The 13494-nt window shown below is 66.1% G+C and carries 14 protein-coding genes; 8 read left to right on the top strand and 6 right to left on the bottom strand.

Features of this window, described 5'->3' with window-relative positions; translation table 11 throughout:
- The first annotated feature begins 55 nt into the window (after positions 1 to 55).
- The gene (locus O0J73_RS10230) at positions 56 to 1243 is read left to right on the top strand and encodes an MFS transporter (RefSeq protein WP_308308637.1); all 1188 of its coding nucleotides are present in this window, start codon (positions 56 to 58) and stop codon (positions 1241 to 1243) included.
- A 48-nt stretch (positions 1244 to 1291) separates the two neighbouring features.
- Here the strand turns inward: O0J73_RS10230 and O0J73_RS10235 are convergent, their stop codons facing one another.
- The 5 genes from O0J73_RS10235 to O0J73_RS10255 all read right to left on the bottom strand — a co-directional run bounded on the left by O0J73_RS10235 (position 1292) and on the right by O0J73_RS10255 (position 5252).
- Positions 1292 to 1972, bottom strand: coding sequence for a DUF2058 family protein (locus O0J73_RS10235; RefSeq protein ID WP_053450239.1), 681 nt, complete (start codon positions 1970 to 1972; stop codon positions 1292 to 1294).
- A gap of 10 nt (positions 1973 to 1982) precedes the next feature.
- Positions 1983 to 2225 carry a SlyX family protein gene (locus O0J73_RS10240; protein ID WP_005410256.1) on the bottom strand — a complete coding sequence of 81 codons (243 nt, stop codon included), beginning with the start codon at positions 2223 to 2225 and terminating at the stop codon, positions 1983 to 1985.
- Positions 2218 to 3567, bottom strand: coding sequence for a UDP-glucose/GDP-mannose dehydrogenase family protein (locus tag O0J73_RS10245; protein WP_006453092.1), 1350 nt, complete (start codon positions 3565 to 3567; stop codon positions 2218 to 2220). Before O0J73_RS10245 ends, O0J73_RS10240 begins: the two co-directional genes overlap by 8 nt.
- A 23-nt stretch (positions 3568 to 3590) precedes the next feature.
- A complete protein-coding gene (locus O0J73_RS10250; RefSeq protein ID WP_006453093.1) occupies positions 3591 to 4568 on the bottom strand; it encodes an FKBP-type peptidyl-prolyl cis-trans isomerase in 978 nt (325 codons plus the stop codon).
- Positions 4569 to 4664: 96 nt separating this feature from the next.
- Positions 4665 to 5252: a glutathione peroxidase gene (locus tag O0J73_RS10255; protein ID WP_197564210.1), complete on the bottom strand. Its 588-nt coding sequence runs from the start codon at positions 5250 to 5252 to the stop codon at positions 4665 to 4667.
- Between the two features lie 615 nt (positions 5253 to 5867).
- Here O0J73_RS10255 and O0J73_RS10260 point away from each other — a divergent pair.
- The 6 genes from O0J73_RS10260 (at position 5868) to O0J73_RS10285 (ending at position 10204) form a co-directional block, all read left to right on the top strand.
- Positions 5868 to 6227 (top strand): GntR family transcriptional regulator, encoded by a 360-nt coding sequence (locus O0J73_RS10260; RefSeq protein WP_006453095.1) that lies wholly within the window; start codon positions 5868 to 5870, stop codon positions 6225 to 6227.
- The gene (locus tag O0J73_RS10265; protein ID WP_049458770.1) at positions 6227 to 7102 is read left to right on the top strand and encodes an ABC transporter ATP-binding protein; all 876 of its coding nucleotides are present in this window, start codon (positions 6227 to 6229) and stop codon (positions 7100 to 7102) included. Before O0J73_RS10260 ends, O0J73_RS10265 begins: the two co-directional genes overlap by 1 nt.
- A complete protein-coding gene (locus O0J73_RS10270) occupies positions 7099 to 8124 on the top strand; it encodes an ABC-2 transporter permease (protein ID WP_308308638.1) in 1026 nt (341 codons plus the stop codon). The genes O0J73_RS10265 and O0J73_RS10270 overlap by 4 nt, the downstream gene beginning before the upstream one ends.
- Positions 8125 to 8149: 25 nt before the next feature.
- Positions 8150 to 9037 (top strand): DUF4097 family beta strand repeat-containing protein, encoded by an 888-nt coding sequence (locus tag O0J73_RS10275; protein WP_006453098.1) that lies wholly within the window; start codon positions 8150 to 8152, stop codon positions 9035 to 9037.
- 29 nt (positions 9038 to 9066) lie between these two features.
- Positions 9067 to 9678, top strand: a complete 612-nt coding sequence (locus O0J73_RS10280) for a hypothetical protein (protein WP_197564212.1) — start codon at positions 9067 to 9069, stop codon at positions 9676 to 9678.
- Positions 9679 to 9778: 100 nt separating this feature from the next.
- Positions 9779 to 10204 carry a hypothetical protein gene (locus O0J73_RS10285; protein ID WP_197564213.1) on the top strand — a complete coding sequence of 142 codons (426 nt, stop codon included), beginning with the start codon at positions 9779 to 9781 and terminating at the stop codon, positions 10202 to 10204.
- Positions 10205 to 10274: 70 nt separating this feature from the next.
- On the opposite strand, the gene O0J73_RS10290 is transcribed toward O0J73_RS10285, so the two are convergent.
- Positions 10275 to 11714 (bottom strand): class II fumarate hydratase, encoded by a 1440-nt coding sequence (locus tag O0J73_RS10290; protein WP_006453168.1) that lies wholly within the window; start codon positions 11712 to 11714, stop codon positions 10275 to 10277.
- A 292-nt stretch (positions 11715 to 12006) separates the two neighbouring features.
- On the opposite strand from O0J73_RS10290, the gene purB reads away from it, so the two are divergent.
- Positions 12007 to 13374, top strand: a complete 1368-nt coding sequence (gene purB, locus O0J73_RS10295; RefSeq protein WP_308308639.1) for an adenylosuccinate lyase — start codon at positions 12007 to 12009, stop codon at positions 13372 to 13374.
- Positions 13375 to 13494: the final 120 nt, after the last annotated feature.

Here is a 13494-nt window from a genome sequence, read left to right on the forward strand (position 1 = left end):
TTGTGGCACAAGCGACTTGATCCCCTCCGTTCCCTTTTTGCTTCATCATTCCGCGATGACCGTTCCCGTTGCCCGCCTCTCCAGCTTCTACCTGTTCTACTACGCGGCGCTCGGCGCGTTCACTCCGTACTGGAGCCTGTTCCTGACCGCGCGCGGCATGAGCGTGACTGCGATCAGCGTGATGATGGGGCTGTGGTACGCCACCCGCGTGGTCGCGCCCAGCACCTGGACCTCATTGGCAGCGGCTTCGCCACGACCGATCCGCCTGCTGCGCATCGGCTGTGTACTGACCCTGCTCAGCTTTGCCGCCTTCCTGCTGCCCTTGCCACAGCCGTGGATGTACCCGGCGATGGTGGTGTTCTGCTTCTTCTACAACGCGGTGATGCCGCAGTTCGAATCGATCACTCTCACCCACCTCGGCAGCGACAGCCATCGCTACGGACTGATCCGGGTCTGGGGATCGCTCGGTTTCATCGCCATCGTCACCCTGTTCGGCTGGCTGATCGAAGGTGACGGCTCGGCCAGCCGCGCCGGGCTGCTGCCCTGGATGATGCTGCCGCTGTTCGTCCTGCTGGTGGCGTCGGCCTTCAGCAACCAGTACGCGCGCGGCATCGGCAAGGCCGAGGGGGACGCCAGCGGCTTCTGGCAGATCGTGCGGCGCCCGCCGGTGCTGGCGTTCTTCCTGGCTGCGTTCATGGAGCAGCTGTCATTCGGCCCGTACTACACGTTTTTCTCGGTCTACATGGACCATCACGGCTACCGCACGTCCACGCTCGGCCTGTTGTGGACCGTCGGCGTGGTGTTCGAAGTCGGCGTGTTCTTCACCATCGGCCGCTTCTTCCGCCGCTACGACGCCAGCTGGATGCTGCTGATCGCACTGGTCAGTTCCTGCCTGCGCTGGGCCGTCACCGCGCTGTTCCCGGAAAACCTGCCGGTGATGCTGGTCGCGCAGAGCGCACACGCGCTGGGCTTTGCTGCCTTCTTCGCGGCCGCGATGCAGATGCTGGCGACCTACTTCCCCGGCCGCCTCAATGGCCATGGGCAGGGCCTGCTGTACGGCTTCTCGTCCGGTGTCGGCGGCGTGCTGGGCGCGCTCATCGCCGGCCAGCTGTGGAAGATCGACGATGGTCGCACTGCATTCCTGGCCGGCAGTGGTTTCGCCCTGGTCGGTGCGCTGCTGTGCTTCTTCGCACTGAGCATGCCGCTGATCCGTGCGCGTCGCAGCGCCGTGCACACCCGATAACGAAAACGCCGGGCAATGCCCGGCGTTTTCCTCATCCTGCAGTTCCGCTTACCAGACCAGGTCGTCCGGCACCTGGTACTGCGGATCCGCGTACGGATCTTCCTCGGCCGGCGCATTCGGATCGACCTTCAGCGCAACCGACGCGGCGAACACCGCTTCGGACTGTGCCAGCACCTCGGCGGTCACCAGCAGGTAACGGCCATTGAGCTGCACCACGCCCAGCTCACCGGCATTGAGCGCGGTCAGCTGTTCGGCCGTCACGTAGATGCGCTTGATCTTGCCGCCATACGGGAAGTGGCGGGCAATGTCCGCCGCTTCGGCATTGAGGCTCTTGTCCTTCAGCAGTTCTTCCAGCTTGGCCTTCGCCTCGCGGCGGACGCGTGCTTCTTCCTGCTTCAGGCGCTCGGTCTCGATGCGCTCTTCCTTTTCCTTCTGCGCACGGATGGCGTAGGCCTTGGCCAGGTCCATCTCTTCGGCGCTGCGCGGCTTGCGCGGGCCTTGCTGGCCGGGGCCACGCGACGGGCCGGGCTTGCCGGCGCCGCCATGGCCATGGCCACGACGCTCGCCGGGCTTGTGTTCGCCCTTGCCGGCGCCCTGCGGCTTTCCATTGCCATTGCCACCCTTGCCCTGCGGGCGGCCATCGCGGCGGGGGCCATCATTCTTGCGCTCGGGCTTGGGGGCGGGCTTGAAGCCCAGACCCATCAGCTGGTCGCGGAGGGTATCGCTCATAGGGTTCGGATCAGTAGTGCGGCGGCGGCGGTTCGCTCGCCGGATCGGAAGAGTTCAGTGCGTTGCGGACCTTGCCCAGGTCTTCCAGCAGCACGCGCAACACATCGGCGTTGCGCATGCCCTGCATGCGGGCATCGGCCAGCGCATCGCTCAGTTCGGCCAGCGCCTGTTCCTGGAAGGACACGCGCATTTCCAGCTCGACCAGGCGCGCTTCCAGCGCCTGCTCGCGTTCGGTTGGCAGCAGATCAGACATGCAGCGAGCGCCCCCGGCCGATGCCGTAGTAGGCCAGGCCTGCCGCTTCCACTTCAGCCGGCTCGTACAGGTTGCGCCCATCGAATACCGCCGCGTCCTTCAGCTGCTCGCGCAGCTTCTGGAAATCGGGGCTGCGGAACTGCTTCCACTCGGTTACCACGACCAGCGCGTCGGCCCCCTGCAGCGCGTCATCGGCACTGTTGCAGAACACCAGGTCATCGCGCTCGCCGAAGATCCGCTGCGATTCATGCATGGCTTCAGGATCGTAGGCACGCACGGTGGCGCCCCCTTCCCAAAGCTGTGCCAGCAGGCGGCGGCTGGATGCCTCGCGCATGTCGTCGGTATTCGGCTTGAATGCGAGGCCCCACACGGCAAAGGTCTTGCCGCGCACACCTTCATCCTCGCCCCTGTCGTAGTGACGCTGGATGAGGGCGAACAGATGCCCCTTCTGCGATTCGTTGACCGCCTCCACCGCGTTCAGCAGCTTCGGCTCAAGGCCATGCTGCTGGGCGGTGCGGGCCAGCGCCTGCACGTCCTTCGGGAAGCACGAGCCGCCATAACCGGCGCCCGGGTAGATGAAGTGCCAGCCGATGCGCGGGTCCGAACCGATGCCCTGGCGGACCTGTTCGACGTCGGCACCGACGCGTTCGGCGATGTTGGCGATCTCGTTCATGAACGAAATCTTGGTCGCCAGCATCGCGTTCGCCGCGTACTTGGTCAGCTCGGCCGAACGCACGTCCATTTCCACCACGCGGTCGTGGTTGCGGTTGAACGGCGCATACAGGCGACGCATCACCGCCACCGACTCTTCGCTGGTCGCACCGATGATGATGCGATCCGGGCGCATGCAGTCGGCGACCGCGTCGCCTTCCTTCAGGAATTCCGGATTGGACACCACGTCGAAGGTGATCTCCGCGCCACGTGCGGCCAGTTCCTCGGCGATGGCGGCACGTACCTTGTCGGCCGTGCCGACCGGTACCGTGGACTTGTTGACCACCACGGTCGGCACACTCATGTGCCGGCCGATGGTGCGGGCCACGGCCAGCACGTACTGCAGGTCCGCGCTGCCATCCTCGTCCGGCGGGGTGCCCACCGCGATGAACACCACCTGGCCATGCTCGATGGCGGCCGCCGCATCGGTGGTGAACGCCAGCCGCGACGCGGCATGGTTGGCCTTCACCATCGGCTCCAGGCCCGGCTCATAGATCGGGATGATGCCCCGGTTGAGGCCATCGACCTTGGCCTGGTCGATGTCGACGCAGACCACCTGATGACCAACGTCGGCCAGGCAGGTGCCGGTCACCAGCCCTACATAACCGGTACCGAAAATCGCAACGCGCATGTCCGTGCAGGCTCCGTGGTCGCTTACGGCAGGACGCCCAGCAGCTCGACGTCGAACGTCAGAGTCGCGTTCGGGCCGATCGGGCCGCCCGGGGTGCCGTTCTCGCCGTAGGCCAGGTTGCCCGGAATCCAGAAGCGGTACTTCGAGCCCACCGGCATCAGCGCGACGCCTTCGGTCCAGCCCTTGATCACCTGGTCCAGGCCGAACTCGGCCGGCTGGCGGCCGTAGGAGCTGTCGAACACGGTGCCGTTGAGCAGCTTGCCTTCGTAGTTCACGCGCACCTTGCTGCTCGGCAGCGGACGCTCGCCGCTACCCGGGCGGATGATCTGGTACTGCAGGCCCGACGCGGTGGTCACCACGCCCGGCTGGGTCTTGTTCTTGGCCAGGAAGGCATTGCCTTCTTCGCGGTTGGTCTGCGCGGCGGCGGCGGCCTTGGCCTGCATTTCAGCCTGCTTGCTGCCCATGAAGGCCTGGATGGTGGCGGTCGCGTCAGCTTCCGTCATCTTGGGCTGGCCCTTGTTCAGACCGGTGCTGATCGCGTCAAACAGCGAGGCGACGTCGATGTCGTCCTTCAGCTGCGCCAGCGACGGACCGACCGAGTACGAACCGATCATCTGCGACACCTTGACGCGATCGACCTTCGGCGGCTGCGAACCCGGCGCAACGCCCGGTACCTGCTGGCCACTGCGGGCCATCACCACCTGGCGCAGGGCGGCATCGGTGGCCTTGGCCTGTTCCTGGGTGATCTGCGGCTGCAGGCCTTCGAACGAACGCTCCACCGCGGTACGCAGGGCGGCAACGTCGATCTCATCGGCAATCGGGGTGAACGACTTGGCCACGTCCAGGCCGATGGCGTAGCCGAGCTTCTGCTTGGGGGAATTCAAGGTTGCGGTCTCCTTGGCGGCTGCGGGGGCAGCCGGTTGTTGCGACAGAGCGACACCCGAAGTGCCCATCGCCAGAATCAGAACCGACGCCGCGGCGCCGCGCATTCCCATCTTCATTCGCTGCATTCCTGGAAGTGTCTGGGCGCCGACGTCGGCGCGAAAAGAAACATTGTCGCACGCATGCCGGAGATGTCGAGGCATGCGTGCCGGATATCAATGCGTGGCCGCTGCGGCCAGTGCCTTGTCGATGGCCGCGGTCAGCTGCGGGTCGTCCGGCGTGACCTTGCTGGCGAACTGGGCGATGACCTTGCCATCGCGGCCGAGCAGGTACTTGTGGAAGTTCCAGCCCGGCGCGACGCCGGTCGCAGCGGTCAGCCGCTGGTACAGCGGCGTGGCCTCGGCCCCGACCACGTGCACCTTCTCGAACATCGGGAACTTGACGCCATAGGTCAGCGTGCAGAAATCCTGGATCTGCTTTTCGTCACCCGGCTCCTGGCCCTTGAAATCATTGGACGGGAATCCGAGCACGGCGAAGCCGCGGCCGGCATAGCGCTTCTGCAGCGCCTCCAGGCCTTCGTACTGCGGCGTGTAGCCACATTTGCTGGCGGTGTTGACCACCAACAGCACCTGCCCGTGGTAGCGCTGCTGCAGGTTGACCTGCTGCTTGCTGGCCAGTGGCCGGTACTCGAGGTCCAGCAGATCGGCCGCCAGGGCACTGGCCGAACCAGCAACACCGGCCACGATCAGGGCCAGCAGGGACAGGCCGCGCATGCGGCGCGGGGAAACGGTCGACAGGGGCATCAGGAACAGTCCGCGGTAGCCATTCACAGGGCCCGGCCGCTACCGGCCGGGAATCGGCCGAACTATAGCACCGGGCCCCTGCCGCCCTGATGGCGCAGGCCCGGGATGGCTTTGCGCGGCGTGGCGTTTGCCTGACCCGGCCTGCGAGCGCACCGCAGTGATGACATCGCATGGACATCACTGAATGGAAGCGGGATCGAGCCCTTGCCGCACAACAGATTTATTTTTCTTTATAATCAATAGCTTGATTGAATATTTCGGTGATATGACCACCCCTGCCATCAGTTGGGGTCGGCAAGGTCTTGCACGGCGGCGTGCCGGTGTTATAGTTGCATACAACACCAGTCACCTGAGACAGGGGGAAGCCATGAACACCCGGATGCATCGCAAGCTCACCGCGCCTGCGGTCACTGCAGTTTCCACCCTGCTCGTGCTGACCTGGCTGGCCGTGCCCGCCTCCCCCGCCACCGCACTGCCCTCCGCCAGTGCACAGGACACAACCGCTTCGCCGGCAGGGAACGCCGACTCCTCCCCCCCTCCCCCGCGTCGGCTGCACAGCTCCCTGTCCATGCCGTATTTCTCGTTCGCCCAGCCGCTGACCCCACGGAGCTGAATATGAGCGACATCCAGTGGAGCGACGGCGCTCCCATCTACCGTCAGTTGAAGGAGCGTGTGATCGCCATGATGCTCGACGGAATCCTCAAGCCGGGCGATGCCCTGCCTTCGGTGCGCCAGGTGGCCGCCGACTATCAACTCAACCCCATCACCGTTTCGCGCGCTTACCAGGAACTGGCCGATGAAGGCCTGGTCGAGAAGCGCCGCGGCCTGGGTATGTTCATGACCGAGCAGGCGGCCACGCAGCTGCGCAGCAGCGAGCGTGACCGCTTCCTCAACGAAGAATGGCCGGCGGTGCTGGAGCGCATCCAGCGCCTGGGCCTGAGCCTCGACGAATTGCTGCCCCAGGGGAAAGTCTGATGAATAGCACTGCAAGCGAATCGGTCATCACCGCCCGAGGCCTGCGCAAGGCCTACAAGACCACGGTCGCCCTCGACAATGCCAGCTTCAGCATTCCGAGCGGGCGCATCGTCGGCCTGATCGGCCCCAACGGCGCGGGCAAGACCACCGCGTTGAAGGCCATCCTCGGCCTGACCTCGGTGGAAGGTGAACTCAACGTGCTCGGCCGCGACCCGCGGCTGCACCGCGACGAGCTGATGAACGACATCTGCTTCATCGCCGACGTCGCGGTGCTGCCGCGCTGGCTGAAGGTGCGCGAAGCCATCGATTTCGTGGCCGGCGTCCACCCGCGCTTCGACCGCGCCCGCTGCGAGCGCTTCCTGACCAACACCAAGCTGCAGCCCAGGCAGCGCGTGCGCGAACTGTCCAAGGGCATGATCGTGCAGCTGCACCTGGCACTGGTGATGGCCATCGATGCCCGCATCCTGGTGCTGGACGAGCCCACCCTGGGCCTGGACATCCTGTACCGCAAGGAGTTCTACCAGCGCCTGCTGGAAGACTACTTCGACGAGCAGAAGACCATCATCGTCACCACCCACCAGGTGGAAGAGATCGAGCACATCCTCAGCGACGTGATGTTCATCCGCGATGGCCGCATCGTGCTCGATGCGGAAATGGACGACGTCGGCCAGCGCTACACCGAGCTGCTGGTCAATGCCGACCAGCTGGAAACCGCCCGCGCGCTGAAGCCGATCGACGAGCGCAGCCTGGCGTTCGGCAAGACCGTGATGCTGTTCGATGGCGTACCACGCGACCAGCTTTCGACCCTTGGCGAGACCCGCATCCCGGGCCTGGCCGACCTGTTCGTCGCCATCATGAAGGGGACCTACGCATGAATGCCGTCAACCACCCCGTCAGTCCGCTGGGTACCCTCCGCTGGCTGCTCAAGCGCGAGTACTGGGAAAACCGCGGCGGCTTCCTCTACGCGCCGCTGATCGCCGGGCTCATCTCGCTGGTGATGAGCAGCATCGGCATCGCCTTCGGCCTGTTCGCGTTGAACCGCGCCGCACGCAGCGGCGGGCTGCATGTCGATGGCGAAAGCGTCAACGTTAATGGCCTGGACCTGGCACTGCTCACCCGCAACATCAATGGCAAGGACCTGGCCGACCTTGGCAACGGCCTCGACCTGACCCTGGTGCTCAGCTCGGCCTGGCCGTTCCTGGTGCTGGCCTTCGTGGTGTTCTTCTATTGCCTGGGCGCGCTCTACGACGACCGTCGCGACCGCAGCATCCTGTTCTGGAAGTCGCTGCCGCTGTCGGACACCCAGACGGTGCTGTCCAAGGTGATCAGTGCATTGATCATCGCACCGTTGATTGCCGTGATCGCCGGCATCATCACCATGTTCGGCTTCATGCTGGTGATCAGCCTCGTTGCGGTGGCCCACGGCGGCAGCCCGATGACGCTGATCTGGGGTCCGGCCAGCCCGCTGACCCTGGCCGCCGGCCACCTGGCCTGGATCCCGGTCTACGCCCTGTGGGCGCTGCCCACCGCCGGCTGGCTGCTGTTGTGCTCGGCCTGGGCGCGCACCAAGCCGTTCCTGTGGGCGGTGATGCTGCCACTGTTCGCCGGCGTCATCATCAGCACCACCAAGGTCATGCCGCTGATCGGGCTGACCACCGGCTGGTTCTGGCAGAACATCGTCGGCCGCCTGCTGCTGGGTGCCGTTCCGGGCATGGACCTGGTGTACCGCGTAGGCGTGAACAATTCGCACAGCGACCTGAAGTCCATCGCCTCACTGCTTGGTCCGGGAGCACAGCTGAAATCGCTGGCGATGCCGGAACTGTGGATCGGTGCCGCCGTCGGAGCAGTGTTCATCTTCCTCGCCATCCGCCTGCGCAAGCGCGCCGGCGAGATCTGATTCCATCCACCTGGAGGCACCACCCATGCGTTCCCTGCTCGCCTGTTCCGCGTTGTTGCTGTTGCCGCTGTCGGCACTCGCTGCCGATGCCCCGAACTGCAAGTTCACTGCTGCGCGCACGTTGAAGCTGGATGTGGCCGGTGCCCGGGCGGTGGTGTTCGAAGTCAACCAGCATGACCTGAAGATCGTCGCCAGCAAGGGCGGCGGCCAGCTTGACGGTCGTGCCTGTGCCTCCAGCCAGGAGTGGCTTGATCAGCTGGTGCTGGACCAGCGCAAGGAAGGCGACAAGCTGGTGGTAAGCCTGCGCCGCGAAGGCCGCAACAGTGGCATCAGCCTCGGCAACAGCTACGCCTGGCTGGATATCCGCGGCAGCGTGCCGGACAACCTGCCGCTGCAGCTCAAGGTCGGCTCCGGCGACGCCAGCGTGGAGAACGCACAGTCGCTCAGCGTGGATGTCGGCTCCGGTGATGCGGTGGCCCGCGGCACCCGCGGCGACATCCATGCGGCAGTGGGCTCGGGCGACCTCAACATCGATGGCGGTGGTTCGCTGAACCTGCTGTCGCTGGGCTCCGGCGACGTCAACGTGCGCAACATCAGCGGTAACGCCAGCACCGGTACGGTCGGCTCCGGCGACCTGAAGATCAGCGATGTGCGCGGCAATGCCCGGCTGGACACCGTGGGCTCGGGCGACATCGAGTTCAAGCGCGTGCAGGGCAGCGTTGAAGTCGGCGTGGTCGGCTCCGGCGGCGTCGACCTGGCCGACATCGGCGGCGATGTGCGTGTCCGCAGCCACGGTTCGGGCGACATCCAGGTCGACGGCGTGCGCGGCAGCCTGACCGTCGACCACAGCGGCAGCGGCGATGTCGAGCACCGCAACGTCAGTGGCAGGGTCACCCTGCCGCGCGGCAAGTAACCTCTTCCAGACACGTCCAGGGGACCACCATGAAGCTGTCGCGCCTGTTGCCCGCCACCCTGCTGTGCCTGCCGCTGATCGCCTGCGGTGGCACTTCCTCCCCAGCCGACAAGAACGTCGGCAAGAGCGTCGCCGAAGCCACCAGCGGTGTCGGCGATACGGTCAAGCAAGCCATTGACGATGCCCATAAGGAGATCATCGAGGGCAACATCAAGATCTCCGCCGACCAGCAGCCACGCGCTGAAATCACCCCGGATGGCCGCCTGCTGATCGCGGGCAAGGAAATCACCGCCAATGACACCCAGCGCCGCCACCTGCAGGAATACCGTGGCCACGTTGTGGCCATCGCGATGGACGGCATGGATGTCGGCCTGGCCGGCGCCAAGCTGGGGGCCAATGCGGCCGGTGAAGCACTGAAGGGCATCTTCAGCGGCGACAGCGAAGGCGTGGAGAAGCGCATCAACGCCGAAGCCGCAAAGATCGAGGCCCAGGCCAAGCGCATCTGCGAACGCCTGCCGGCGATGCTGGCCAGCCAACAGGCACTGGCGCGTGAACTGCCGGCGTTCAAGCCGTACGCAACCATGGACCAGAGCGACGTGGACGACTGCGGCAAGAACAACTCGGTCACGTTCTCGAAGTGAGACAAATCAGCGCACCCGGCCGCCCCTGGCATTCCACGGTCGGCCGGGCCGCGCTGGCGGGCTTACAATGGCGGCCCCGGACGCCCCCGAACCGAATGCCATGAAGAAGTTGTTCCTGCTGCTGGCCGCCCTGCTCTGCCTGGGCCTGGCCGGCTGTGACAAGGATTACCGCAACCACCGCGCCGAGCGCGGCAAGCCGAAGATTTCCGTCAGCGAAGGCATGGTCACCGTGCGTCGCCCGCCTGCACCGAACATCATCATCCTCGGCGATGGCACGATGAAGGTGGACGAGATCCAGATCCCGCTGGACGACGCGCAGAAGCAGATGCTGCAGACCATGTTCGGCAAGCTGCAGGTGCTGCGCCAGAACACCCTGGTTGCCGCCCCGGCCGACCCGAACATGCAGCCGGTGAAGATCCAGCCGCCGGAGGGCATGGAGGTGATTCCGGCAGACCTGATCCAGCGCATCCCCGAATTCAAGGACTACACCGACACCTTCGGCAACATTGTCGCCGACCGCCGCTGAAGAAAAACGCCGCCCAAGGGCGGCGTTCCTGCGTGTGGTGGGTGCGGACCTTGGTCCGCACGCCGTTCGATCAACCGCCGGCGCCACCGCCCCCGGCCTGGATGCCGCCGGCAGTCAGCGCGGCCGGGTCCAGCAGGCGACGCAGCTCGGCCTCGTCCAGGCCGCTGTCCTCCAGCGCCACGTCCAGCACCGGGCGTTGTTCCTTGTAGGCCCGCTTGGCGATCGCCGCGGCCTTTTCGTAGCCGATGATCGGGTTCAACGCGGTGACCAGGATCGGGTTGCGCGCCAGCGCCTCGGCCACACGGTCCTCGCGCACCTTCAGGCCGGCGATGGCGCTGTCGGCCAGCAGCGTGGACACATTGGCCAGCAGGCCGATGCCATCGAGCAGGTTCACCGCGATCAACGGCAGGGTGACATTGAGCTGGAAGTTGCCGGTCTGCCCGGCCACGGTGATCGCGGTGTGGTGGCCGATCACCTGTGCGCAGGCCATCACCGTCGCTTCCGGAATCACCGGATTGACCTTGCCCGGCATGATCGAGCTGCCCGGCTGCAACGCTGGCAGTTCGATCTCGCCCAGCCCGGCCAACGGACCGGCGTTCATCCAGCGCAGGTCGTTGGCGATCTTGATCAGCGCCACCGCCAGCGCATTGAGCTGGCCGGACAGTTCAACCGCATCGTCCTGCGCGGCCAGGCCCTCGAACTTGTTCTCGGCGCTGTCGAACTTGAAGGACGTCTGCTGCTTCAGTGCCTTGGCCACCTGCGCGCCGAAGCGCGGGTCGGCATTGATGCCGGTGCCGATCGCGGTACCGCCCAGCGGCAGGCGGCGAACACGCTTGAGGCTGTCCTCGATGCGTTCCTGCGCCGAGGCAAGCTGGGCTGACCACGCGCCGAACTCCTGTTCGAAGGTCAGCGGCATCGCATCCATCAGGTGGGTGCGCCCGGTCTTGACCACCTTGCGCAGGCTGCGACCCTTCTTGTCCAGGGTCTTGCGCAGGTGCACCAGCGCCGGCAGCAGCTGTTCATGCGCCGCCAGCACCGCCGACACGCGCAGCGCGGTCGGGATCACGTCGTTGGAGCTCTGCCCCTGGTTGACGTGGTCGTTGGGGTGCACCGTGGTCTTGCCCGCCTTGCCGGCACGGTTGGCCAAGGTGGCGATGACCTCGTTGGCATTCATGTTCGAGGACGTGCCCGAACCGGTCTGGTAGACGTCGATCGGGAAATGCGCGTCCCAGTCACCGGCGGCCACTTCGGCGGCCGCGACCTGGATCGCCTTGGCCACGGTCTTGGGCAGGTGGCCCAGCTCGGCGTTGACGCCGGCGGCAGCGCCCTTGACCAGGCCAAGCGCGCGGATGAAACCGCGAGGCATGCGCTGGCCCGAGACCGGGAAGTTCTGTACGGCACGCTGGGTCTGCGCACCCCACAGGGCATCGGCAGGCACCTGCAGCTCGCCCATGCTGTCATGTTCGATCCGGAATCCCGGGGTGGCACCCTTGCTTGCAGCTTTGCTCATTGCATCAACTCCGCACTACTTCAGTTGGGGAAAGGGAAGCGGCGGCTGGCAGGGTGTCGCTTCCCGGGCTGGCGGCTGCGACAACGATACTCCCTTGCCTGCAGCGTGGGATGACGAGGGCGGGCCAGATCGTTCCGCCTGCACGGCCGTTCCGCGCGCGCAAGGGCAGTGCCGGCCGCTGGCCGGCAGCGCATGGAATCGCGGGCCGGGCGTGGTCGCCGGCCAGCGCCCGGCACTACCTGACCGGCACGTCGTAGAATATGGCCCCCGCCGCTCGCCCCGCCCTGCCGACATGTCCGATTCCGCCCTGCTCGCCCTGTCCCCGCTTGATGGCCGTTACGCTGGCAAGGTCGACGCCCTGCGCCCGATCTTCTCCGAATATGGCCTGATCAAGGCCCGCATCGTGGTCGAGGTGGAATGGCTGCTGGCCCTGGCCGCCGAGCCGGGCATCGTCGAACTGGCGCCGTTCTCCGACGCCGCCGTCGCCCGCCTGCGCGCCCTCGCCGCCAACTTCAGCCCGGCCCAGGCCGCGCGCGTGAAGGAGATCGAGCGCACCACCAACCATGACGTCAAGGCGGTGGAGTACTTCATCAAGGAACAGCTGAAGGACGACGCCGAGCTGGCTCCGGCGCTGGAATTCGTGCATTTCGCCTGCACCAGCGAAGACATCAACAACCTCAGCTACGGCCTGATGCTGGAACAGGCCCGCCGCGAAGTGCTGCTGCCGACCCTGGACGGCATCGCCGCCACCCTGCGCACCCTGGCCCACGCCCAGGCCGGCCAACCGATGCTGTCGCGCACCCATGGCCAGACCGCCTCGCCGACCACCCTGGGCAAGGAGCTGGCCAACGTGGTCGCCCGCCTGGAACGCCAGCGCAAGCAGATTGCCGCAGTCGAACTGACCGGCAAGATCAACGGCGCGGTGGGCAACTACAACGCACACGTGGCCAGCTACCCGGACGTGGACTGGCCGGCCTTCGCCGAGCGCTTCGTGACCAGCCTGGGCCTGGTGTTCAACCCGTACACCACGCAGATCGAGCCGCACGACAACGTCGCCGAGATCGGCGATGCCGCACGCCGCGCCAACATCATCCTGATCGACCTGGCCCGCGACATCTGGGGCTACATCTCGCTGGGCTACTTCAAGCAGCGCCTGAAGGAAGGCGAAGTCGGCTCGTCGACGATGCCCCACAAGGTCAATCCGATCGATTTCGAGAACGCCGAAGGCAACTTCGGCATCGCCAACGCGCTGTTCGAGCACTTCAGCGCGAAGCTGCCGATCAGCCGCTGGCAGCGTGACCTGACCGATTCCACCGTGCTGCGTGCACTGGGCACCGCGTTCGGCCACAGCCAGGTGGCGCTGGATTCGCTGGCCAAGGGCCTGGGCAAGCTGGAAGTGAACCCGCAGCGCCTGGACGCCGATCTGGATGCGGCGTGGGAAGTGCTGGCCGAGGCCGTGCAGACGGTGATGCGTCGCCACGGCCTGCCGAACCCGTACGAGCAGCTGAAGGCGCTGACCCGTGGCCAGGGCATCACCGCCGAGTCGATGCGGGCGTTCGTGCAGGGGCTGGAGCTGCCGGCGGATGCGAAGCAGCGTCTGCTGGAGATGACCCCGGGCAGCTACACCGGCCTGGCTGAGTCGCTGGCGAAGAAGATCTAAGGGGTTTCCTTTGCGGCGGCGGCCGCGGGCGCTGCCTGCGGCAGGCCTTTACTGCCACGGCAACAGCGACAGCAACGTCAACGGCGGCTCTGGATTGCTGCTAGCTGGGCGGGTCGGGAG

The sequence above is a fragment of the Stenotrophomonas sp. Sm6012 genome, from assembly GCF_030985895.1.
GTDB classification, from domain to species: Bacteria; Pseudomonadota; Gammaproteobacteria; order Xanthomonadales; family Xanthomonadaceae; genus Stenotrophomonas; species Stenotrophomonas forensis.